This window comes from Tessaracoccus defluvii, from assembly GCF_014489575.1.
Lineage (GTDB): Bacteria > Actinomycetota > Actinomycetes > Propionibacteriales > Propionibacteriaceae > Arachnia > Arachnia defluvii.
Genome location: NZ_CP060789.1, coordinates 3,742,109 through 3,764,317, shown reverse-complemented (window position 1 = coordinate 3,764,317; position 22,209 = coordinate 3,742,109). Strand labels below are relative to the sequence as shown.

Below are 22,209 nucleotides of genomic sequence, written 5' to 3'. Positions count from 1 at the left end.
CACGGTCGCGGACACGGCGTCCGGAGGGCTTCAATGGAGCCATGACGATGACGTTGCCCTCCCCCAGAACCGCCGATCCGATGGACGCCCCGCCGCTGCGCTGGGGTGTGCTGGGTACCGGCTGGATCGCCGACCGTCTCTTCGACGCGGTCGCCCACCACACACGCCAGAAGCTCGTTGCCGTCGGATCCCGTTCGGTGGAGCGTGCCCAGGAGTTCGCCGACCGCCATGGCGCGGCCCGCGGCTACGGCTCCTACGAGCAGTTGGTGGCCGACCCCGACGTCGACGCCATCCACATCGCCACCCCGCACAGTGAGCACTGCGCCAACGCCCTGCTCGCCATCGAGGCCGGCAAGCACGTGCTGGTCGAGAAGGCGTTCACGCGCAACGCCGCGGAGGCGAGCCGCGTCTTCGACGCCGCGCGGGCGTCGGGCGTGGCGGTCGTCGAGGCCATGTGGACCCGGTTCCTTCCCCACATCGACGTGCTGCGCCAGCTCCTGGCCGACGGCGCCCTGGGCGATGTCGAGGCCGTCTTCGCCGACCACGGCCAGTACTTCGAGCCCGTACCGACCGGCAGGCTCTTCGACCCGGAGCTCGCCGGCGGCGCCATGCTCGACCTCGGCGTCTACCCCGTCTCCTTCGCCCACTTCGTGCTCGGCGCACCGAGTTCGGTGAAGTCGGCCGGCACGAAGACGATCACCGGCGTCGATCGTCAGGTGTCCGCCGTCCTGTCCGGCTACGAGGCCACCCCCACCGCGCATGCGCTGATCAACACCACGCTGGCTGCCAAGACCCCGACGACGGCGTTCGTGTCCGGGTCGAAGGCCCGCGTCGAGATCCCGGGCGCGTTCTATGCACCCCAGCAGCTGCGCGTCATCACCCGTGACGGCGACGTCCTCACCACCGACCTGCCCCCGATCGAGGGCCATCAGGGTCTGGCCTTCGAGGTCGCGGCCCTCGCCACCCTGGTGGCGGAGGGACGGCAGGAGTCCGAGCTCATGCCGTGGGCGGACACGATCGCCGTCCTGGAGACGATGGACGAGCTGCGCCGGCAGACCGGGGTCACGCTGCCGGGCGAGACCCTCTAGCCAGCGCGCGGCGGATGGCCTTCGAGACCTCCTCGAAGGCCATCACCGCCACCCCTGCACCGATCGCCAGCGCCCAGTGGGCGATGTCGAGCGGGGCCGTGCCGAACGCGTCCTGCAGGAACGGCACCTCGACGACCAGCACCTGGAGCACGATCGCCAGGGCGAAGGACCCCCAGAGCCAGCGGTTGGTGAACAGGTGGCTGAACGCGCTGCCGTAGTCGGAGCGGGAGTTCAGGGCGTTGAACAGCTGCATGAAGACGAGCGCGGTGAACACGGTGGTCCGGGCGACGGCGAGCTGCTGCTCGGGCCCGGCCAGCGCCTCGAGCCCGCCGAACAGGCCGCCGGGGAGGCACAGGTCGAAGATGATCAGGTTGACGATGCCCATGACCGCGCCGATGGCGATGATCCTGGCCCACATGTGCCGGTCGATGATCCTGTCGCTGTAGCCCCGGGGCCTGCGTGCCATGACGTCATCGATCTCGGGGTCGACACCCATCGCCAGCGCCGGGCCGGAGTCGGTGATCAGGTTGATCCAGAGGATCTGGGTGGCCAGCAGCGGGACGACGGTGGCGCCGGGGTTGCCGGGGTCGGCCAGCCCGATGAAGGACCCGAGGACGACCCCGAGGAACACGGTGGCGACCTCGCCCATGTTCGAGCTGAGCAGGAAGCGGATGAACTTCTTGATGTTGTCGAAGATGACGCGGCCCTGGCGGACGGCGGCGACGATCGTGGAGTAGTTGTCGTCGCCGAGGATCATCTCGGCGGCCTCCTTGGTCACCTCCGTCCCCGTGATGCCCATGGCCACGCCGATGTCGGCCGTCTTCAGCGCGGGAGCGTCGTTGACGCCGTCGCCGGTCATCGACACGATCAGCTGGTTGGCCTGCAGCGCGTCAACGATGCGGAGCTTGTGCTCCGGCGACACGCGGGCGTAGACCGAGGTCGTCCGCACCAGTTCCTGCAGCCCGGCGTCGTCCAGCTTCTCGATCTCCCGACCCGTGACGGCGGAGGCCGAGTCGCCCGGCGAGGTGATGCCGAGGTCGGCGGCGATGCGTGCGGCGGTGACCGGGTGGTCGCCGGTGATCATGACCGTCTTGATGCCGGCGCGGTGGGCCTCGGCGATGGCCTGCGCGGCCTCCTCGCGCGGCGGGTCGATGATCGCGACGACGCCGGCGTACACGAGATCGTGCTCGGCTGCCTCGTCGAAGTCGTCGAGATCGTCGGACTCGGCCTCGCGCCAGGCGACGCCGAGGGTGCGGTACCCCTTCCGGCTGAGCTCCTCCACGACGGCGGCCAGCTCGTCACGGCGGGCGTCCGTGAGTTCACGGGTGGTCTCGCCGACCTGCTCCGCGACGCAGCGCTCGAGCAGGATGTCCGGGGCCCCCTTGGTGAAGACCCTTGTCAGGTCCTCCGCTGCGTGGCGGCCGAGGACCGACATCAGCTTGCGGTCCGAGTCGAACGGCGCCTCGCCGCCACGGACGTAGCCGCGGACCCGTTCCGCCGTCCCCTCCAGCTTGTGCTGAGCGACGAGGAAGGCGGCCTCGGTCGGATCGCCCTGGATCTCCCAGACACCCTCGTTGCGGCTCAACTGGGCGTTGTTGGCCAGCGAGCCGGCCGCCAGCACCCGTCGGGCCTCGAAGGCGACGGAGCCGGGGTCGCCGTCCAGCTCGACGTCGCCGACAGGGGCGTATCCGATGCCGGAGAGCCGCACCCGGCCGGAGGCGGTGACGACCTCCTTCAACGTCATCTCGTTGCGGGTCAGGGTGCCGGTCTTGTCGGAGCAGATGACGGAGACGGCGCCGAGGGTCTCCACCGAGTGCAGGTTCTTCATGACGGCGTTGCGCTTCGCCATGGCCTGGACCCCGATGGCGAGCACCAGCGAGAGGATCGCGGGCAGCCCCTCGGGGACGGCGGCCACGGCGAGCGAGACGCCCATAAGCAGGATCTCGACGGCCTCGCTGAGGCTGCTGACGCCGTTGATGATCGCCAACGCCCCCATCACGACGATCGCGATGGCGATGACGAGCAGGCCGAGCATCTTGGAGATCTTGGCGATCTCGGTCTGCAGCGGCGACGGCTCATCCTCGGTCCGCTCGAGGAGGGTCGCGATGCGTCCCATCTCCGTGCCCATGCCGGTGGCGGTGACGACGGCACGACCCACCCCACGGGCCACCGCCGTTCCCTTGTAGACCATGTTGCGCCGGTCCCCCAGCGGAACCTCCCCGGGCAGAGCCGCCGGGGACTTCTCGACGGCCTCCGACTCACCGGTCAGCGAGGACTCCTGGACCCGCAGCGCCGAGGCGGTCAGCAGGCGGGCGTCTGCGCCGACGGCGTCGCCCTCCCCCAGCGCGAGGATGTCGCCCGGGACCAGCTCGGACGACGGCACCTCCGTCAGCCTGCCGTCGCGCAGGACATGGGCTCTGGTCGCCGTCATGTCGGCCAGTGCCGCGACCGCGTCGGCGGCCTTGTTCTCCTGCACGAAGCCGAGGATGGCGTTGGCGAGCACGATGACGATGATCACCAGCGCGTCGATCGGGACGCCGGTGGCGCCCTCGGCGATCCAGGCCACCAGCGAGATGGCGATGGCTGCGAGCAGGAGGTAGATCAGCGGATCGGCGAACTGGCGCAGAAACCGGCGCCAGGCCGGCTCCTGCTCGGAGGCGGTGAGTTCGTTGGGGCCGTGCTCGGCGAGTCGCGCCGCCGCCTCCTGCGACGTCAGGCCGCGGTCCGGATCGACGCCTGCTCCGCGGGCCACCTCCTCGGCTTCCGTCAGGGTGGGATCCTGGTGGACGGTTGCTGTCGCTTCCATGCTGTCCTCGTGACGTGGCTGGTCTCGGTAGATGTGGTGTCATCGATGCTAGCCACAGCACCAAAGCGCTGGGGCAGGACGTGACACCCGCCCTAGGGCGAAGCGAGCGGGAGGCTGGTCACTGCTCGGCTGTGCGGTTGACGTGCCAGAGCACCCCGAACCGGTCACGCACCTGCCCGTACACGTCGCCCCACATCTGCTTCTCGTAGGGGACGTGGACCTGCCCGCCGTCGGCCAGTGCCCGGAACTGGGTGTCGAGCGCCTCGTCAGGACCGGAGAGGGAGACGGCGACGGTGTCGCCGGGCTGATGGTTCATCTCGGGCATCGTGTCGGCCACGAAGATGAGGTCGCCCCAGGCCGTGACGAGCGACGAGTGCATCACCTTGTCGGAGCCGGGAAAGGCCGCGCCTCCCGAGGCCTCGCCGAACGTCATGGCGGTGAGCTCACCGCCGAAGATCGACTGGCACCCCTTTCGGACCCGGGTCCCCTCCGGGCCCGGTGGGGACACACTAGGCGCCGGAACCCACCGTCACAGGGGGAACGACGGATCCCTCCGGTCGGGGCGTGGGCTGCGCCTCGAACATCTCTCGGCGGCCCTCGAAGGCACGGCCGAGGGTGACCTGATCGGCGTACTCGATGTCGCCGCCGACCGGCAGGCCGCTGGCCGGCCGGGTGACGCGAACACCGAAGTCACGCAGCATCCGGCTCAGGTAGGCAGCGGTGGCTTCGCCCTGCGTGTCCGGATCCGTCGCCAGGATGACCTCCTGGACGACACCGTCCGCGAGCCGCGTGAACAGCTCGCGTGTGTGCAGGTCGGCCGGGCCGCGGCCGTCGATCGGCGAGATCGACCCGCCGAGCACGTGGTAGAGCCCGCGGAACTCGTTGGTCCGTTCGATCGCGACGACGTCCTTCGACTCCTCGACGACGCACAGCACCGCCGGGTCGCGGCGCGGGTCGCGGCAGACGCGGCAGCGTTCCTCCTGCGAGATGTTGAAACACACCTCGCAGAAACGCGCGGCCTCCTTCATCCGCCGGAGCGTGTCGGCGAGCGCGAACACCTCCTCATCGGGTGCGTCGAGCAGGTAGAACGCGATGCGCGAGGCGCCCCGCGGGCCGATGCCGGGCAGCCGGCTCAGCTCGTCGATGAGGTCCTGGATCGGGCCTTCGTACACGGGAGGGTCAGCCCCCCAGGCCGGGGATGCCGGGCATGTCGGGGATGGCGGGCATCGCGCTCGCCATGGCCTGGTCGGCCTGCGCCTTCGCTGCCCGGTAGGCGGCGATGATCAGGTCACCCAGCGTCTCGGTGTCGTCCGGGTCGACCGCCTCAGGCTTAATGGTGACGGCGGTCAGGTCTCCCTGGCCGCTGAGGGTCACGGACACGAGATCCCCGCCGGCCTCGCCGGTGAAGGACATCTCCGAGACCTCCCGCTGGGCGCGCTCCAGGTCGGCCTGCATCTGCTGCGCCTGACGCATCAGGGCGTCCAGATCGAAATCACCGAACATGTGTCACTCCTGGGTTGTGGGTGTAGGGGCCAAGTCTAGGCGCTGGGTCTGTCAGGGCTGGTCCGCGTCGCGGACGGCGATGACCTCGGCACCGAAGGTGCTGCTCAGCAGCTCTTCGGCGTTGTGGACGGCGTCGAGCACCTCATCGTCGACGGAGACCTCCGTCTCCTCCTCCATGGGCGGGGGCGGCGGGGCCGCACGGCGCTCGGGTTCCGGGGCGGCCTGGGGCACCGGCGTTCCGGTCGGTCGCTGCTGCGCCACGGGCGCCGCGTCCGGTTCACCCGAGGCAAGCACCGCCTGGATCCGGAGCTCGACGCCGATGACCTCGATCAGCGCGTCGGCCAGCACGTCCTGGCTGCCGCCGCTGCCGAAGTTCTCCCGCGGTCCCGCGGCGGAGAAGCCGAGGGTCAGGAGGCCATCGGCGACGTCGACGACCTGCGCGTGCTGGGTCAGCAGCATGTGCGTGAAGCGGCGGCGACGTTTGACCTCGTCGAGGACGCGGGGCCAGACGCGACGCAGTTCCTCGGCGGTCAGCCTGGCGGCGGCGAGACCCTGCTTCGACGCCGCGGCGGCGGGAGCCGCCGTCTGGGCCGGTGCGGGCGTGGGCACGCCGGCGGGCGGGGCCCCGGCGGGCCGCTGTTGAGGCGCCTGTCCGGCGGGCCGCTGCTGGGGAGCCTGACCGGCCGGGCGCTGCTGCGTCGGCGCGGGGGCTGGTTCCGGCGCAGCCGTGGGCTTCTCGGTTGCGACAGGCGGCGCAGGCTGGGCGGGGCGCTGCACGGCGGCCGGCGGCTGTGCGGCGGCCGGCGGCTGTGCGGCGGCCGGCGGCTGCGCGGCAGGTGCCGGGGCGGCGGCGTGGGCGTGAGCGATCGGGGCCGCTGGCGTGGCCGGCGCGTCCCCCATCATGCCGACGCGACGCTCGAGCCGGTCCATGCGGGCGTGCAGACCGCGCTCGTCGGTGTCGGCGCCGGGGAGCAGCACGCGGGCGCACATCAGTTCGAGGTGGAGACGGGGTGCCGTCGTGCCGCGCATGTCGGTGAGGCCGGTGGCGATCACCTCGGCGGCGCGGGTCAGTTCCCCGGCCCCCATGCCCGCGATCTGCGTCTGCAGCCGCTGGGCCTGGTCGGCGGCGACGTCGAGCATGCCGTTGGTGGCTGCCTCCGGGACGGCGGCGAGGATGACGAGGTCGCGCAGTCGGCGGAGCAGGTCCTCGGCGAAGCGACGGGGATCCTGGCCGATCTCGACGACCCGGTCGATGGTGCGGAACACGGCTGCCGCGTCGCCGGCGGCGAAGGCGTCCATGATGTCATCGAGCAACGTGTCGGGCGTGTAGCCGAGCAGGGCCGCGGCCTGGTCGTAGCTGACGCCAGTCTCCGCCGCGCCACCCAGCAGCTGGTCGAGCACCGACAGCGAGTCACGGACCGAGCCGCCACCCGCACGGACCACGAGCGGGAGGGAGGCGTGGTCGATGGTGACGCCCTCCGCCTCGCAGATGTCGGCGAGGTAGTCACCGAGCACCCGCGGCGGCACGAGCCGGAACGGGTAGTGGTGGGTGCGCGAGCGGATGGTCCCGATGACCTTCTCCGGCTCGGTGGTGGCGAAGATGAACTTGGTGTGGGGCGGGGGCTCCTCGACCAGCTTCAGCAGGGCGTTGAAGCCCTGCGGCGTGACCATGTGGGCCTCGTCGATGATGTAGATCTTGTAGCGGCTCGCGACGGGGGCGAAGTAGGCCCGCTCACGCAGGTCGCGCGCGTCGTCGACACCGCCGTGCGAGGCCGCGTCGATCTCGATGACGTCGATGGAGCCGGGGCCGCCGCGGGCCAGGTCGACGCAGGAGTCGCACACGCCGCACGGCGTGGGCGTCGGTCCCTGCTCACAGTTGAGGCAGCGGGCGAGGATGCGGGCCGAGGTGGTCTTACCGCAGCCACGGGGGCCGGAGAACAGGTAGGCGTGGTTGACCCGGTTGTTCGACAGCGCGCGCTGGAGCGGGACGGTGACGTGCTCCTGCCCGATGACGTCGGCGAACGTGTCGGGGCGGTAGCGACGGTAGAGAGCCAACGGGGCGGCGTCGGTGCGCTGCGGCTGCTTCTTCGCGGGGGCTGCGGGCGGCAGCGGTGCTGCTGCGGGTGCCGCCACCGGGTCAGGTTCGACGACGGGCTCCGGCTCCGCGAGCTCCAGCAGATCGGGCTCCGGCTCGTCGGCGGCCTCGATGAGGGGTGCCGGTGCGGCCGCGGCGACGGGGGCGGGCTCTTCCAGGAAATCGTCGAACAGCCCCGGTCCGTCCATCGGCTCGAAGCCCGGCTGATCCGCGCCAAAGGCCGACTCGTCGATCAGCGCGTACTCGTCCTCGTTCTCGTCCACGTCACCACCCTAGGCCAGCGCTCTGCCACTTCGCGAGCAAGAAAAAGGGCCCCTCGCGCACCCGGAAGAGCTCACTTACCCTTGCTGCCTTCCGACCCTGGGGGAGTTGGGCGAGATCCCGCCGCGCGAGGAACCTGACGCCCACTCTAGCGCATCCGCCCAGAGGCCGCCCGTGTGCGGCGGTCGGACTGTGGACAGTAGGGTCAGGCGCATGGTTGACGCGCTGGATCCGGCGGTCGCGCAGGTCCGGCGCGGCGGCTACCTCGAGGCTGTGCACCACGGCTGTCTCGCCGTGACCCGTCCGGACGGGACGGCCGCTCTGGCCCTCGGCGACGTCGGCACACCCTTCCTCCCCCGCTCGGCCATCAAGCCGCTGCAGGCCGTCGCGATGGTCGGCGTCGGATTGGACGTCGTGGGCGCCGAACTGGCACTGGTCGGCGCCTCCCACTCCGGGGAGCCGTTCCATCTCGAGGCGGTCCGGTCGATCCTGTCCGGCGCAGGTCTGGGGCTCGACGCCCTCCAGAACACGCCGGCCCTCCCCTACGACGCGCAGGCCCGCGACGCCTGGCTCGCCGGCGGTGGCGTCGCCGAGGCCCTGACGCAGAACTGCTCCGGCAAGCACGCCGGGATGCTTCGCACCTGCGTGCGCGCGGGCTGGAGCATCCACGATTACCGGGAACCCGCCCATCCGCTGCAGGCCGGCGCGCGCCGTCTTCTCGGGGAGTTCGCCGGAGAGACGATCGGCGAGCCGGTCGTGGACGGCTGTGGTGCGCCCGCGTTCGCCGTCACTGTCACCGGGCTGGCCCGGGCGTTCGGGAGGGTCGCCGCGGCGACCGACGGACCGGCCCGCGCGGTCGCCGACGCCTTCCGCGACCACCCCGAATACGCCTCCGGCACGCGTCGCGACGAGTTGGTGTTCCACCGCGAGGTGCCGGGCCTGATCTGCAAGCTGGGGGCCGAGGGCACGCTGGCCGCGGGCCTCGCCGACGGCACCGGCATCGTCATCAAGATCTCCGACGGCGCCTACCGGGCGGCGGTCCCCGTGCTGGTGGCCGTCCTGACGGCGCTGGGCCACGGCACCGCGGCGCTGACGGCGCTGGATCCCTTCCCTGTCCTGGGCCACGGAGCCGTGGTCGGGAACACGGAGACGACGCCGGAACTGGACGCCGCGCTGGCAGTTCTGCGCGTCTGATCGGCCGGATTTGAGACCGACGATGCCGAGCCGGTATCGTTCCGCGTGGAGGATTCGCCTAGAGGCCTATGGCGCTCGCTTGGAAAGCGGGTTGGGTTCACGCCCTCACGAGTTCGAATCTCGTATCCTCCGCCACCTCGATTCCCGCTCTGACTAGGGCGGGAATCTTGTTTTCGGGGGTTGATGTCGCCCTGCAGCACGATTCGTGCCCCGAGTGTGCCCCGAGTTTTCGTGGCATGTTCTCCCCGAGCCCCTTGAGCGCACCTTGGCAGGGCTCCCCTGGATCCATGTGACGAGGGGTCACCTCGCTCCGTCGACGCAGGCACGAGCGCCGCGCACCATGAGGTGCGCGGCGCCGAAGAGGACGATCAGTGGGCTTCCTACCAGGTGCGTTGATTGCGCGCGCGGGCCCGTCGGTCAGTGAGGTCATCGCCCGTGGGGATGGGCCGGAACAGCTTGTCGAGATCCTCGACGCGAACCCGGATGAGCCTCACGCCGAACCTTGACGCCCGGAGCCTCCCTGAGGCGATGCGTCGCCGCAGCGTATCGACACTCACGCCGTACACGGCGGCCGCCTGCTGCAATGACAGCCACTCGGGCAGGGGTTGACCCCAGGCGGGCGAGATAGGGAGCGACATGGCCAGTCTCCTCTCGGTGTCGGGATGGAAGTTCGGGTTGGTGCGTGACCGTCGGATGGCGCCTCGTCAGAGAGACAAGGCGGGCGCTGGGACGGCGCGACTTGGGGGTGACACCTGCGGGGGTGGCTCGGCAACGGCAGGCGCGACTTCCCATCTGGCCGGGTCGACCTGGGTTCGAACCTCCGCCTCCAGGGCGTCGAGCGCTCCGTCGGTAATGGTGGGCGTCGGCTGCGTGGCTTGGAGGATGAGGTCGGCCGCGCCGATGACGCGTTGGCCGGTGCTGCGGAGGATGTCGGCCAGGTCGCGGGCTTCGGTCACGGCGTTCAAGGCCCAGCCGGCGACGTAGTTGAAGGTGTACTGGCTGGAGTCGAGGCCGTGGGCGCTCGTGACCATGTACGCGACGGACTCGGCTTCGACTTCGACGACTCCGCGGCAGTCGCGGCCGCCCTCGTCCTGGTGAAGGAGCACGTGCCCGGTTTCGTGGGCCAGGGTCTTGACGGCCTGGGCGTCGTCGACGTCGTCACGGACCATCACGAGCCGCTGGCCGAAGTCGGTATAGCCGTTGGCGCCGCCCAGGTCCGCGCCCCGATGTACGTGGAATCCTCGTTCTCCGAGGAGGTCTTGCAGTCGGTCCCACAGCCCTGCGGGGGCTTGTCCGGTCAGGAGGACGGCCTCGCCGATCTTGGGGTCGGGCAGCGGGGGCCCGTCGGTCTGCCGGACGTCGAACACCGTGACTGGTTTGGTCGCCACAACCTGGGTCCGATGCAGAACGCGGCCCCGGTCGTCGCGCACCGGTTGGCCGGCGGCGTCGAGGCGGGGCTCGCGGCGGGTGATTGGAGCGAGGACCTTGATGCCGGTCTCCCCGCGGCGCACCTGGCGTCCCATGGCCTTGAACGCCTGGTAGCCGGCGACGTGGGTCGCCTGGGGGTCCTGGAGCATGATGAGCAGGCTGTTCCCGAACGAGTACCGGTGGAACTGGCTGGAGAACTTCAGCCAGGCCTGCCAAGCCTGCGGATCGTTGAGGGCGAGGGTGCCTTCACTGAGTTGGGTGTGGAGCTTGTCCAGCGTCGCCTGCCGGGCTTCCGCCGCTGCGGCCCGCTCCGCCTGACTGACGGGCCTGCCGTAGCCGGCCATCAGCTGCCGCCTTCCCGCAAGGCGGTCATGTCGTTGAGGATCGCCTCAACCGCCTCTGTGGGTGCGCCGGAATCGGCCAACCTCCTGGCCTGCAGAAGGAGGTCCTCGGCAATGAGGAGAACGTCCGCGAGAGGGCACACAGCTTCGCGGACAGTCGCACCCCCTGTCGGGGAGTCATGCGCGGCCATGCCCTCCTGGTCGACCTCGACGATGGGCACAGCAGCCCCCCTCTCGCGCTGGAAGTTGAGCAGTGGAAGTTGCGGCACGGCACGCCCCGCCCAGTAACTGACGTGGACGCGGTCGTCGTCGAACCCGAACTCGCCGCCACAGCGGATCTCGCGCTGCATGCCTGCCTCCCGTCATCGGCCAGACAAGCCGACAACCCGCATAACGGCTGTGGCCGGCTGGCGGTGGACAACGTGGGAACCCAAGAAGCCTTCGGCCCTGCCTAGCTCAGGCGACCTGAGCCACAGGGAGCCACCCGTGGGCGCGACGCGACCCGGTGGCGTTAGTTAGTAGGTGCGCCCTCGCTATCACCTGAATGGAAGACGGCAGGTTCCACGTTGAGCACCGACAGGGAGGCGAACGCTCAACCACATGGTCGAGGGTCGTGACGTCGCGGAGCTGCTGACGGGCATCGCATCACTCAAATGGCCCAGTAGGCGGACCCCCGGGTCAATGGTCGTGACCTCACTCACTTGCCGAATGCAGTGCTTTCGACGTGCGAGGGCACCCCTGCCGGTCAGGTCTCACAGGTGGCGGACCACGGTACTGAGCCAGGGACACCAGCACTTCCTGGACGCCGCTGACGCGGACACCGTAAGTGTGGCGTTGCCCGGCCGCAGCCGGGCGATGGAATGATCAGGTGCATGGTGAAATCGCAGCCAATCCCTGACGAGGATGCATGGTGGAACGGCCTGATGTGGGTCGACGGCGCGCGCATGCAGGCGCGACGGTTCGAGGACGTACTTAACGAATGGCTCGACGCGGAATACGACACCAAGCATCGCCACAGGAACAGCGGTGACGACGACATCGAACGCGGCTGGCGGGACGAGACAGATCGCAACTACCGGCCGTATGATTCACGGCGGCCGATCAGGGTGGTGACGGTAGCACTCGCGATGCAACTGGCTGTCGACCTGCGATTCCTCATCGTCGCCTGCAACCACGTCATGACCGCCCTGAAACGGATCCCCGCAGATGCCCGGCCCACCATGAGCGGCCAGGAGCTCTTGCACCTGATGCGGAATGTGTCCGAGCATTGGGAGGAGGCTGCTGGGCCTTCCGCGACTAAACTGGCCCTCGCGAATGTCGACCACACAACCATCACATTCAGCGGTAATCAAGCATGGATCGGCGACGGCAGGGACGCAATCCCAATGTCACGCGTCCACGACTGGCTCGAACGTTCCCGTGAGGCGCTCGTTGCGGCCCTCGCCGGCGCAGGACACGACGTGCCCGACGAGACCGAGTCGAACTACGCCGGCGACGACGAACTCGAGTGGCCACTGGACCGGCTCCGCTACCACTGGGCTCTGCCTCACATCGAACTAGAGGAGTGGGACGGCGCAAGATTCCCACCGGGTGCCCCGAACTGGTCCGCCCGTAAGCAAATCGGCTGGCTGCGCGCACAAGCATCAGGCGCCACGCACACAAACTAAGCGACTACATTGTCCAGGGATTTCCTCAGGTCTGCGATGTAACGCCTCCCTGATCCGCAGATGGTGCCCACGATGGAGTTTCGGAGTGAGAGTCAGATCGGCCAGTCGTCGTCGAGAATGACGCCGTTCTCATCGACTTCAAAGCCGAGGATGTCGTCGTCGTCATCGACAGACTCAGCCTGCTTCTCGGCCATCTGCACGTGCCATTCGGCCCGGGCGAGGAGTTCGTCGAACGTGATGATTTCCGGCTCCTGCAGGCTACGTCGGAACAGCTCGAAGCTGCGGACCTTGTCAGGAATCGGACCGCCCGATTTACCTGTTAGCTCGGTCAATGAGCCGATGATCACGAAGCTTCTGGGGTGCAGCAAGAATGTTCCGGACGGAAGGATCGCGCCATCGTCATCTTGGTCGGGTAGATAGTCGCTCAGGGTGTGTACGGCGAGGTGGACTGTCTGCTGAACCTGCACGACGGCACCGCTGAGGTCGTCCGATGGACGCCAGCAACCGGGGCGGTATTCCTTGGCCAGCAGGTTGGTGCGGTGGTGCTTGATCTCGGCGAAGACCATAGACCTGACCACACCTGCTGTACGCATCAGTGCGTCGGTGCGCTTGCCCACGCCGCCGATATGGCGACCAGCAACCACCTGCTCGAGCTTTTCTTCACTCCACGAGGTGTATAACTGGCCACCAAGACTCGCGCCGAGAACCCATGGATTCTCCTCCAACAGATGCTGCCAAGCGGCTTCAGGACCACCCTCGGCCTGCTTGGCTGCGTCGAAGGCTGCATCGTCAACGAGCCATGTACGCATCGTCTCCACGACGCCACGACGGTGCTGCAGCGCCACCACGTCGCGTGCGTCGGCGTCCGTCTCGATCAAGGCTCGAAAACGCTCTGGATCACTGGCGTAGACGCGGTTGATGCCATCAGGATCGGAGAACAGATCTCGCAGGACCTGGTCGTCGACCCTACTAACCGTGGTGTCGCCTTCGATCGGGATCGAGTCGATGGCCCTGAGCATCTCGATCAGGCGCATGGCTTGCTCCCGGTCGAGCTCGAGGACCGGCTCCAGCTTGTCGGCATCGGGATTCGTTGGCACTTCCTGGATCCGGATCTTGCGTACTGCACCTGCCGACCGCGCAACGTTGAGCGTGAGCTGCTTTCGACCGCCCGGGGTCACATAGACCACCTGGCTTGTCCAGTCCCAGTCGTCCTCATCAGGGGTCACCTCTTCGTCGAAAACCTTGCGAATATACCGCGCGGGCTCGCCTTGGTCGATGCCGTGAGCCATCTTGAACGTACGACTTATGTAGATGCGGCTTGGCAGGCGCCTTGTTGCGAACGTGACATCATCCGGCTCCTTGAAGAAGTCATCGAAGCTGATCTGCACCGTGGCCCCTTGTCGCCGTCGGCCGGTCCCAGAACGGACTGGAAGCGGATATTCGATCGTCGTCCTCCCATGACAATAACCGAAGTTCCTGCCGACGCTGCGAACTGCGACTCCAGTGAGTCGAGGTCCTCACAAGATGGGCGCTGCCACGCGGTCAGCGCCAACCCCAGCAGGTCGAGCAGCTTCGCGCATCGCCGCTGTTCGGGCCGGTCGCCCATGACTGGCTCCAGACCGCCAGATCGGGAAGCTCATTCAGTTCTGAGCCACCTGGGCCAGTCGCCTGTCCAACTACGCGCCTATCCCCGTGCCCGTTGAGCACGCTGGCGTACTCAGTCGAGAGACTTCTGCGGAGGCGCTGGATCCCCATCGAAGCCCTCCCCGCTGAACGCACTCATCTGCCGCACGTTGTGTGTCTGGAGCAGGCTCCGACACAATGACGTGTATGTCGGACGACGCCATTGACAACGCCATCGCTTCGGTGCTCAGGGTGTCTCCCGACTGGAGCGCTGACCCGGTCTGGGACCCCACAGGAATGGTGGATCTCGACGGTCTGCCGATCACCGAGGCGCTCCGCTCGGACCTGCGCGGGTGGGCCATGACGTGGGAGCAGCTTAGTGGCTGGTCCCCGGTTGAGAGCCCGGTCGCTGACGACGGACCGGCCTGGCAGAAGTGGCGCCGCCACGGGCAGCACCTAGCGAACTGGCTGCAGCGCGAGTTGGGCGAGGGGACCCGCGTCGAATACTGGCTCTGATGTTGTCCGCATTGGCGCATCTCGGTCATGCCGCGACCGACTGGATGGCTTCCGGCACGGCGTCCCCTCTGCCGCGGCGTGCGAAGGCATCTTGCCGGCTCGGTTCCACCCGAGCAGGACGTCCTCTTCTGCCGCGGTGGGTGGAGTTCCCTCGGTCAATCAAGGAGCTCGTCGGCGTGCCCACCATCGTCCAGACGCGAGCAGGACCGCCGCGGTCGCCAACAGCCACCACAGTTCGTCCATCCCTGGTGGATCGGCCCACGGGCCGAAGTAGAACATCGTGACCATGATGGCCGCCGTGACGATCGCCGCCAGGGCGACGCCGACGATCAGCTCGACGATGAATCGCATCACCCTGGGACTCCTTCACCTGCCGGCCGCGCGCACCACGCTGCCGTCGCGACTGCCCTTTCGCGATCACTGACGACGACGTAGCCCCAGTTGAAAACCGGCAACTCCGCTCACGACGAGCGAGCCGGCGAAGACCAGGGCTAAGCCCCAGACTTGTCCGGGCTGCAGCACCATTGTGGTGGACCACGGTTGGTCCGCTAGAGGGGCGTAGGCGAACCACCCGAAGGAGCCCGGTCCCGGTGCCGTCATTGCGAAGGTGATGACGCCTGACGCAGTGAGAGCGGCGCCGAAGCCGCCTAGGGCCAACTGCGCTACGGCTCGTGTGTTCGCCATACATAGCAGTGTGGCATGCGTCGAGCGCACCACTTTGGCAGCAACTGCAAAGGCACTCATCTGCCGCGGTGTGCGAGGGTAGCCTTCGGCTTCGGTTCCCCGAGTAGAGACTCAGCGCCACTGCTGGTAGAGGCCAGCACGTCGTTGTGGACCTCGGGGTACCCGGCACGCCTGGATTCAGTAGGCGACCCGTTCGTCTCTCATCTCGTGTGCTTCTGATCCGATCTGACCGATGGATAGGGTGTCCAAGTGGCGTTGATCTCTCCAGACGAATGGCTGCATGAGGTATCCACGGCGCGACGCGCTGCAACGGGACCGTTGCGTGGCGTGACGCGACCCGGTGTCGTGCTGGGCTGGGGGTCTGCCGCCTTTGTGGGCTGGCTGGCGGTTGCCTGCGTGGTGGGCCTCCTTATCGTCGAAGGACTCGATTGGGTGACTGCGGCCCTCAGCGTGGCCGCGGGTGTCTTCGCTTGGCTTTCCGGGTGGCCCTTCGCGGTCGTGGTAACGTCCCGGGGCGTCCTCACACGACGGGGTTTCGTTCGTTTCGATCGAATTGTGGCGGCTGGCTGGGCGTCGTCGGGAGAGCGCATGATTCCGCTGGCTGAGGGTTACGTGCCTGTCCTCGTTGTTGCGGGGGATTCCGGTGCGTTGAAATGGTGGCCCCTGGCCGAGGTTCGCAAGGGCGCAGTGTCGTCAACTGAGAAGAGCCGAATGCGCTTGCTTAAGCGCCTCGTCGGGGCAAGGGATGTGGATCATATTCCCATCCCGTCCGAAGTTGCCCCCTCGCTGAACTGGCCTTGGGGCGCGTGACACGAGTAGTGGCAAGACGTGCTCCGAGAAACCGGCGCTGCGCGCTCCCACATGACGGCGCATCCGCCTTTGGCACAGACTGACGCAGTGACACGCTTGCGGCTCCGAGCAGGCCGGCAGAGGGTGTCGAACATCCGGATCTGCCGCGCTGGTTGCGATTGGGAAGGTCGTGACGGGTGCTTCGCTGATGGTACTGCTGGTGGTACCATATTGGAGTGGTGGCCGTGGACATGCTTGTAGCAGCGATGCGGAGCAACCCGCAGAACGTGCGATACGACGACCTCCACAAGGTCTGCGAACACTTCTTCGGTCCGGCTCGCAGAGCCGGCGGGTCGCACGCGGTGTTCAAGACCCCCTGGCCCGGCGACCCCGGGTGAACATCCAGAACAGCAACGGCCGGGCCAAGGCTTATCAGGTGCGACAGGTGCTGGCCGCGATCGATAAGAAGGAGGCGAAGTGATGTCCCAGACCCAGGCTGTTGACGTGTCCCGGTACACCTACCGGGTGACGTGGTCGGTCGAAGATGGCGAGTTCGTCGCCACCTGCGCGGAGTTCCCGTCGCTGTCGTGGCTCGCAGACTCCCAATCGGCCGCCCTGAAGGGGATGGTTGACCTGGTCGCCGACACCCTGGCCGATCTCACGGCGGAGGGTGAGGCCCTCCCCGAACCTCTTTCTCAGCGGAGCTACTCGGGCAAGTTCAATCTCCGGGTCGGGGAAAGCCTGCATCGCCGGCTTGCGATCCAGGCTGCCGAAGAGCGCCTCAGCCTTAACCAGTACGTCGTGCGACGCCTCTCCGAAGCTTCCTGAGCGAGCCTCTGGAACATCCGGATCTGCCGCGGGTCACTCGTGCCTTTGGCGCTGATCCGATCGCTTTCACCCCGCCATCAGTGCGGTAGCGCCCCCAGGGCCCGGTCGCTGATAGGTTTCGATCATGTCAAGGGTGGATCCGCAGGACGATTCGATGATGCGGTGGGTTGTACACCACTACCGCTACGACCCACTCCGCCGAGAACGCCGTCATGTGCTGGTCAGCGCCTTCGACAATGAGCGGGAGTTCGATGAGTGCATGAGCGAGCTCTCGAGGGAAGTCGAGAATCGGCGACGTGCTGAGCATGGAGATCAGCGCGAGCGTGTCACCGGAACGATTTGGGAGCCTGGTCACCTCGCGAGGGCAGCAACTGGACATCTGGTGCGCCGCGCGATCGAACACGGTGCGGATCCGAGCAGACTGCTCGACTCCGGCGAGTTGCCCGACAACATGGCGTTGCTGCACTTCGCCGACGGCGACTCTGAGGAGCAAGCCTAATCCTCAGCGGGCATCCGCCTATCCCGCTGGTTCCACGCTTTACTCCTCGCTGAGAGGGGCGGGCTCCAGCACAGCCCAGGCTTCTTGGTTGGTGAAGAGCTCCTTGAAGCGGATCTCCACTTCGTCGCTGCTATCAAGTGGCGGCATAGCCGCATCAACGTTGACTGCGGCGGGGAGTTCATCCGAACATTCCCAGGTCGCGCCGCCCCGGACGAGCACTGGACGCCGCACGCCGACCTCGGTGACGCCGCCAGCGCGACAACTGAGGACGACCAGGTCGACGAGGTCGAGCCGAACCTGGCCTTCACATGGGAGGCCATCGAGCGACGCGTAATGACGCCGCCAGAGATCTCTTACTTACGCGGACCTCAACGCGCAACTCGACCGCGCCGACGCCTGGCGCGCCAGGCCCCACACCCCGAGCGCCTCGCGGCCGTCAACGAACTCGCGCTGGAGTTCTACCAGGACCGCTACCGCGGCTCGTGGGCCCAGCCCTACCTGGCCGGACGGTTCGGCGCCGACATCACCGACGACCCGGACATCCGCCCCGGTTACGCCCCCGCCGGCTGGACCAGCCTTGTCGCGCACCTCCACCGTCACGGCGTCAACAACGACGAGTTGCTCGCCTCCGGCCTCGCGGTCACCGCCTCCACCGGACGCCTCATCGACCGGTTCCGCGACCGAGCCGTGTTCCCCATCGTTCACGACCAGCAGGTGCTCGGCTTCGTCGGACGCCGCCACCCCGACGCGACCGACCTCGACCACGCTGGACCGAAGTACCTCAACACCGCCGAGACGCTGCTGTTCCACAAGCGAGCCCAGCTGTTCGTCGCCGGAGCACGCCGCCTGGACGCAGGCGGCATCCCCGTCGTCGTCGAAGGACCCACCGACGCCATCGCCGTCACCCGCGCCAGCCAAGGGCGCTACGTTGGCGTCGCCCCGCTCGGAACCAACCTGACCAGCGAACAAGCCACCCAACTCCGTCGCTACGGCGCCGATCTGATCATCGCCACCGACGCGGACGTGGCCGGCCAGGTCGCCGCGCACCGCGACTACTGGATCCTGACCCCGCAACTCCTCCAGCCGCGCTATGCCGCCCTGCCTGACGGCTCCGATCCCGCCGAACTACTGGCCACCGGCAGCGCCCCGCAGCTCGTTGACGCCCTCGACCAGGCTCGGCCACTGGCCGATGTCCTCATGGACGAGCGCCTTACCAACCTGCCCCCAGTCGAAGCGGCCCTTGCCGCAGCGCCTGTCATCGCCGCCCAACCCGTCGACACGTGGGAGCCGTCCGTCTTAGCCGTGGCGGACCGGATCGGTCTCGACCCCGACATCATCCGGAGCTCCGTCACATCGTTCATCCGCGCCTGGAACAACGACCCAGCCCGCGTCGCCAACCTGCAACTCGACCTGGCCTCTCAGGTCCGGGACCGACTCACCGCCGTCGCGAACACCCGGCGTTGGGAACTTCTCGCCAACGAGATCGACCCTCGCCTCGTCGCCGATCCCGACTGGCCACAACTCGCCGCCGCATTCCAGGACGCTGACCCCCGTTGGCTGCGCGTCACCGAAACCATCGCCGTCGCCCTCGAAGAAGGACCCCTCAGCCCGGACCTCCCTGCCGCCGACCTGGCCAGCCGGCTCAAGTGGCTCAGCCACCCGGAACCGTTCTCCGATCCGGTTGCCCCGATGGCCCTAGCTGCGCCGGACGGCCCTCAGATCCCCGAACGGCAGTACCTCGACCGGGGGCCGATGTCTCCGTGATGTCATGGCCCGAATGGCTCGCCGTGCAACACACCCTCACCAAGATCTCCGGCTTGACCCCTGAGCAAGTAAGACCACCCGTGGCCGAACGCACGGCGCCCGTGTCACCCAGGGGCAAAGGGCCCGGCCCCTGTCGACCTCTTCAATGTGGACAGTTGCTGAGCCTTCGCCCCATGCCCTTCGCTGCCTCCAACCGAACTCCTGCTTGTGCTACCCCAACCGCAGTGCCGCAGCTTCGGCCGCAACTTGACTCCTCTTGTCAGCCATGTCTTGGAGCTCGGCGGCGAGCCTGGCAGGATCGGGCGGTTCGAACAGGTCCTGCGCAGCATCCCCATCGAGCGCTAGCTCACGATCTTCCGCGTGAATCAGCAAGTCCACTGTGACGTCAGTCATGGGCGAGCCCTCACTTCCTCAATCGGCCACGGGATTACGTTGGCCGGGGGCTGCTTCGCATCCGGATCCCATGCGTCGTCCTCGCACAACCAGACCACCTGAAAGTCTCGGCCCTGCTGGGACGGCGTTGCCGCAGTCAGTGGCACCCAGGCGTCAAGAGCGGTGTGGGCAAGCACCTTCATCCCCGGCTTCAAATCGATCTGATCCATAGACCAATGATCATTCATGCCACTCATGCCAGCAAGCGTGCCGTGGGTACTTGTCTGTGCCAGCAGTTCAGTGGCATACTTCATGGCAGAGGCGCGCCACCATGGCGTCGCTCGCTGTCGAAAGGAGTATGCGATGTCTGACGCGGAGTTCGTGCCGCCGTACATGGCATTCGGTACGTTTCGTAACTTCCTAGCCGGGCTGAACCCCGAACGCATCCCGGCGCGCATCGACCGCTCCCTGATGATCGGCATGGCCGGTGGCACACAGACGTATCTGTTGCAGACGCTTCGCCTGTTCGGGCTCATCGATGGGGAGGGCCGAGCCTCGCGCCAGCTCGTCGCACTCGCCCGCGATGAGGCCTCCTTCAAGGCGGAGATGGCAGCCATCGTCGGCCAGTTCTACGCCGAACAACTAGCGCTTTCCTCCCAGCAGGGCACGGCAGCGCAACTCGCGGAGTCCTTCTCACCGAGCGGGTATCAAGGCAGCACCCTGCGCAAGGCCATCACCTTCTTCTTGCACGCTTGTGCAGCCGCAGAGATCGAGCTCAGTCCCCACTTCCGGAGCCCGCAGCCCGGTCGCGCGACCAACGGCTCTCCTCGAAGGAGAACCCGTCCAAAGGCCGCGCCGCTCTTGAGCACCGAAGACACGCAGCCGTCCAGCACTGCGGCGGAGCAGCGCACCGTTCAGCTCCGGTCGGGTGGCACCCTCACAATCAGCTGCTCCACAACGTTCATGGAACTTAGCCGCGAGGACCGCAGCTTCGTGTTCGGCCTGGTTGACCAGCTTGACGAGTACCAGGACAGCTCACCTCGCGAAGAGCTGTCGTCGCTGGCTGAAGGGAAGTTGGCACAGTGAGGACGAGCGACTGGGACGTGCCAGCGCCTGCGCGGATCGTGAGCCTCGATCCCGCCGGGTGGGATGAACTGAAGATCGGCTACTGCGGCCGTTTGAACGACCTCCCACTTCTTCGGTGTTTCCAAGTGGCCGAGCTATCTGGAGCCAGGTGCGCGGTCATCGAGACACGCTACTTGGGACCCGATTACCGCCGCGAGTACTCCCGGCTGCACAGCCGCACGTTCCCCCACGTACCGGATTGGGCGCACCGCATCCACTTCTTCGACTCAGAGTTGGACGTCAGCCAGCTAACAACGCTGCCGGACGAGGTGGGTTACCTGGGGTACGTGGTGGTCAGACCCCCGCGGCTGAGTGCTGTGGTGAAGGCGATGCTGGTGCCACCCCCCGACCTTAGGCTGGCAGTGCGCACTGCCGTGGCTGAGACGATCCACCTGTTTGGGCAGGAGCTGTCAGTAGTAGCAGTTCCGTTCGCCGAGCAAGACACCACCCTTGGCGTGTGCGCCCATGCTGCCGCCTGGTCTTGCCACTACACGGCTGCACTGAGGCGCTACTGCGCACCCTTAACCATCGCGGAGCTGGCTGAAACCGCTGATGCCAGCCTGAGCCCACATCGCGCGTTCCCCAACCAGGGACTCACGGTTCAGCAGCTCAGCGATCTGTTTCGCCGGCATGGAACGCCTCCTATGTTCTACATGATCGGAATGCTGCCACACGCCGAACTGCCCGGTCAGTTCCCCCCGCCAGCCGGTGTCCCCGGGGCCGATCCTGGGACGTGGGACACGCGGATCGTGTCGACGGCATGCCGACACCTCAACGGGGGCTTCCCGGTCTTGGTTGGGACTCGCGACCACGCATTCGTTCTCTGTGGCTGGTGGCGTGAGGCAGGTCAGATTCGGTTGGTGCGCCACGACGATCAGCAGGGGCCGTACCTCCCCGTAAACGATCCCCTGAATGACAGTCTCATACATCCTGTCACTGGTGCGCCTCGCGATTACGGACCGTGGCGCACGTTACATGTGCCCATGCCCCCAACCGCATGGTTGCTGCCCGAGGCAGCAGAGAAGAAGGCAGGTGTCGGGTTACTTGCGGGGTCGTCGGCTCTGGCCTCTCCGCTCGCGACGAAGCTGTCGCAAGAGGTGCCATCCCTCGCTGATCTGGCGGCACAGAGTGCACTGACATTTCGCACATACGTCGCACGTTCTTGCGACTACAAGGCTGCTTTGGCGGCGCGGGGTCACAGCAACGCCACGGTGGCGATGCTCAGGCTCACCCAGATGCCGCGGTTCGTAGTCGTTGTCGAGGCGGTCGACCGCAATGCTCGTCAGGCGGACGGACCTTGCGTGGTGGCAGAGGCCGTCATGGATGCCACGTCGTCTGATCGGGATCCTTCATGGATTGCGGCGTGGGTCCACGGGGCGACATGCATCCTCGAAGACCCCGATGACCCACTGGCAGTGAGGAGTGCTTCGGCCCCCACCCGTGTGCTGAGCGGGGGTGTGGGACCTGCCTAGGGACGTCGACACACCGAACCTGCCCGCCATTCACCTCACTAGACGCGGCGGCCGACGGATCGATCCGGCCGACTTCCGCGAGACGCCAGCCCCTGTCGAGGACGTCGTAATCCGCAACTGGACAGCCTCCGACGCCGGCCAGGTGGTCGCGTCG

21 protein-coding genes, 1 tRNA gene, 1 other RNA gene and 1 pseudogene are annotated in these 22,209 nt (G+C 67.5%); 11 read left to right on the top strand and 13 right to left on the bottom strand.

Annotated elements, in window-relative coordinates:
• Positions 1-41 precede the first annotated feature (41 nt).
• On the top strand, positions 42-1,088 hold the full coding sequence (locus H9L22_RS17610; RefSeq protein WP_187721012.1) for a Gfo/Idh/MocA family protein: 1,047 nt from the start codon (positions 42-44) through the stop codon (positions 1,086-1,088).
• Here the strand turns inward: H9L22_RS17610 and H9L22_RS17605 are convergent.
• The 6 genes from H9L22_RS17605 to ffs all read right to left on the bottom strand — a co-directional run bounded on the left by H9L22_RS17605 (position 1,063) and on the right by ffs (position 7,893).
• Positions 1,063-3,894: a cation-translocating P-type ATPase gene (locus H9L22_RS17605; protein WP_187721011.1), complete on the bottom strand. Its 2,832-nt coding sequence runs from the start codon at positions 3,892-3,894 to the stop codon at positions 1,063-1,065. The two genes, H9L22_RS17610 and H9L22_RS17605, sit on opposite strands and share 26 nt — an antisense overlap.
• Positions 3,895-4,012: 118 nt before the next feature.
• Positions 4,013-4,402 carry a VOC family protein gene (locus tag H9L22_RS17600; RefSeq protein WP_344676894.1) on the bottom strand — a complete coding sequence of 130 codons (390 nt, stop codon included), beginning with the start codon at positions 4,400-4,402 and terminating at the stop codon, positions 4,013-4,015.
• Between the two features lies 1 nt (position 4,403).
• Complete coding sequence (recR, locus tag H9L22_RS17595; RefSeq protein ID WP_187721009.1) at positions 4,404-5,066, bottom strand: recombination mediator RecR; 663 nt, start codon at positions 5,064-5,066, stop codon at positions 4,404-4,406.
• A gap of 7 nt (positions 5,067-5,073) precedes the next feature.
• Positions 5,074-5,397 (bottom strand): YbaB/EbfC family nucleoid-associated protein, encoded by a 324-nt coding sequence (locus H9L22_RS17590; RefSeq protein WP_187721008.1) that lies wholly within the window; start codon positions 5,395-5,397, stop codon positions 5,074-5,076.
• A 51-nt stretch (positions 5,398-5,448) separates the two neighbouring features.
• Entirely contained in the window at positions 5,449-7,680 is a 2,232-nt protein-coding gene (locus tag H9L22_RS17585) for a DNA polymerase III subunit gamma and tau (RefSeq protein WP_187722766.1), read from the bottom strand.
• A gap of 116 nt (positions 7,681-7,796) precedes the next feature.
• An RNA gene (gene ffs / locus H9L22_RS17580) (signal recognition particle sRNA small type) lies at positions 7,797-7,893 on the bottom strand.
• Positions 7,894-7,966: 73 nt separating this feature from the next.
• Here ffs and H9L22_RS17575 point away from each other — a divergent pair.
• Positions 7,967-8,947: an asparaginase gene (locus H9L22_RS17575; RefSeq protein WP_187721007.1), complete on the top strand. Its 981-nt coding sequence runs from the start codon at positions 7,967-7,969 to the stop codon at positions 8,945-8,947.
• 47 nt (positions 8,948-8,994) lie between these two features.
• Positions 8,995-9,082, top strand: a tRNA-Ser gene (locus H9L22_RS17570).
• Positions 9,083-9,327: 245 nt separating this feature from the next.
• Here the strand turns inward: H9L22_RS17570 and H9L22_RS17565 are convergent.
• The 3 genes from H9L22_RS17565 to H9L22_RS17555 form a co-directional block, all read right to left on the bottom strand.
• Positions 9,328-9,585 (bottom strand): helix-turn-helix domain-containing protein, encoded by a 258-nt coding sequence (locus H9L22_RS17565; RefSeq protein WP_187721006.1) that lies wholly within the window; start codon positions 9,583-9,585, stop codon positions 9,328-9,330.
• A gap of 66 nt (positions 9,586-9,651) precedes the next feature.
• Complete coding sequence (locus H9L22_RS17560; RefSeq protein WP_187721005.1) at positions 9,652-10,719, bottom strand: ArdC-like ssDNA-binding domain-containing protein; 1,068 nt, start codon at positions 10,717-10,719, stop codon at positions 9,652-9,654.
• Positions 10,719-11,066 carry a hypothetical protein gene (locus H9L22_RS17555; protein WP_187721004.1) on the bottom strand — a complete coding sequence of 116 codons (348 nt, stop codon included), beginning with the start codon at positions 11,064-11,066 and terminating at the stop codon, positions 10,719-10,721. Before H9L22_RS17555 ends, H9L22_RS17560 begins: the two co-directional genes overlap by 1 nt.
• A gap of 522 nt (positions 11,067-11,588) precedes the next feature.
• Between H9L22_RS17555 and H9L22_RS17550 the strand changes: the two genes are divergently transcribed.
• Positions 11,589-12,383 (top strand): hypothetical protein, encoded by a 795-nt coding sequence (locus H9L22_RS17550; protein WP_077687055.1) that lies wholly within the window; start codon positions 11,589-11,591, stop codon positions 12,381-12,383.
• A gap of 92 nt (positions 12,384-12,475) precedes the next feature.
• Here H9L22_RS17550 and H9L22_RS17545 read toward each other — a convergent pair whose 3' ends face one another.
• Positions 12,476-13,771 (bottom strand): Shedu immune nuclease family protein, encoded by a 1,296-nt coding sequence (locus H9L22_RS17545; protein ID WP_187721003.1) that lies wholly within the window; start codon positions 13,769-13,771, stop codon positions 12,476-12,478.
• Between the two features lie 442 nt (positions 13,772-14,213).
• Here H9L22_RS17545 and H9L22_RS17540 point away from each other — a divergent pair, with 442 nt between their 5' ends.
• Complete coding sequence (locus H9L22_RS17540; RefSeq protein ID WP_187721002.1) at positions 14,214-14,522, top strand: hypothetical protein; 309 nt, start codon at positions 14,214-14,216, stop codon at positions 14,520-14,522.
• A 159-nt stretch (positions 14,523-14,681) separates the two neighbouring features.
• Here the strand turns inward: H9L22_RS17540 and H9L22_RS17535 are convergent, their stop codons facing one another.
• Positions 14,682-14,876 (bottom strand): hypothetical protein, encoded by a 195-nt coding sequence (locus tag H9L22_RS17535; protein WP_182798548.1) that lies wholly within the window; start codon positions 14,874-14,876, stop codon positions 14,682-14,684.
• A 1,370-nt stretch (positions 14,877-16,246) separates the two neighbouring features.
• Here H9L22_RS17535 and H9L22_RS17530 point away from each other — a divergent pair.
• The 4 genes and pseudogenes from H9L22_RS17530 to H9L22_RS17515 all read left to right on the top strand — a co-directional run bounded on the left by H9L22_RS17530 (position 16,247) and on the right by H9L22_RS17515 (position 19,086).
• Positions 16,247-16,476, top strand: a pseudogene (locus H9L22_RS17530) (toxin HicA).
• Positions 16,476-16,823 (top strand): type II toxin-antitoxin system HicB family antitoxin, encoded by a 348-nt coding sequence (locus H9L22_RS17525; protein ID WP_187721001.1) that lies wholly within the window; start codon positions 16,476-16,478, stop codon positions 16,821-16,823. Before H9L22_RS17530 ends, H9L22_RS17525 begins: the two are co-directional and overlap by 1 nt.
• A 133-nt stretch (positions 16,824-16,956) precedes the next feature.
• Positions 16,957-17,322, top strand: coding sequence for a hypothetical protein (locus tag H9L22_RS17520; protein WP_187721000.1), 366 nt, complete (start codon positions 16,957-16,959; stop codon positions 17,320-17,322).
• 84 nt (positions 17,323-17,406) lie between these two features.
• Positions 17,407-19,086 carry a toprim domain-containing protein gene (locus H9L22_RS17515; RefSeq protein WP_187720999.1) on the top strand — a complete coding sequence of 560 codons (1,680 nt, stop codon included), beginning with the start codon at positions 17,407-17,409 and terminating at the stop codon, positions 19,084-19,086.
• A gap of 210 nt (positions 19,087-19,296) precedes the next feature.
• Here H9L22_RS17515 and H9L22_RS17510 read toward each other — a convergent pair whose 3' ends face one another.
• The gene (locus H9L22_RS17510; RefSeq protein ID WP_187720998.1) at positions 19,297-19,479 is read right to left on the bottom strand and encodes a hypothetical protein; all 183 of its coding nucleotides are present in this window, start codon (positions 19,477-19,479) and stop codon (positions 19,297-19,299) included.
• A complete protein-coding gene (locus H9L22_RS17505) occupies positions 19,476-19,688 on the bottom strand; it encodes a hypothetical protein (protein WP_187720997.1) in 213 nt (70 codons plus the stop codon). Before H9L22_RS17505 ends, H9L22_RS17510 begins: the two co-directional genes overlap by 4 nt.
• Before the next feature lie 133 nt (positions 19,689-19,821).
• Between H9L22_RS17505 and H9L22_RS17500 the strand changes: the two genes are divergently transcribed.
• Entirely contained in the window at positions 19,822-20,544 is a 723-nt protein-coding gene (locus H9L22_RS17500) for a DUF5343 domain-containing protein (protein ID WP_187720996.1), read from the top strand.
• 38 nt (positions 20,545-20,582) lie between these two features.
• Positions 20,583-22,055, top strand: coding sequence for a hypothetical protein (locus tag H9L22_RS17495; RefSeq protein ID WP_187720995.1), 1,473 nt, complete (start codon positions 20,583-20,585; stop codon positions 22,053-22,055).
• Positions 22,056-22,209: the final 154 nt, after the last annotated feature.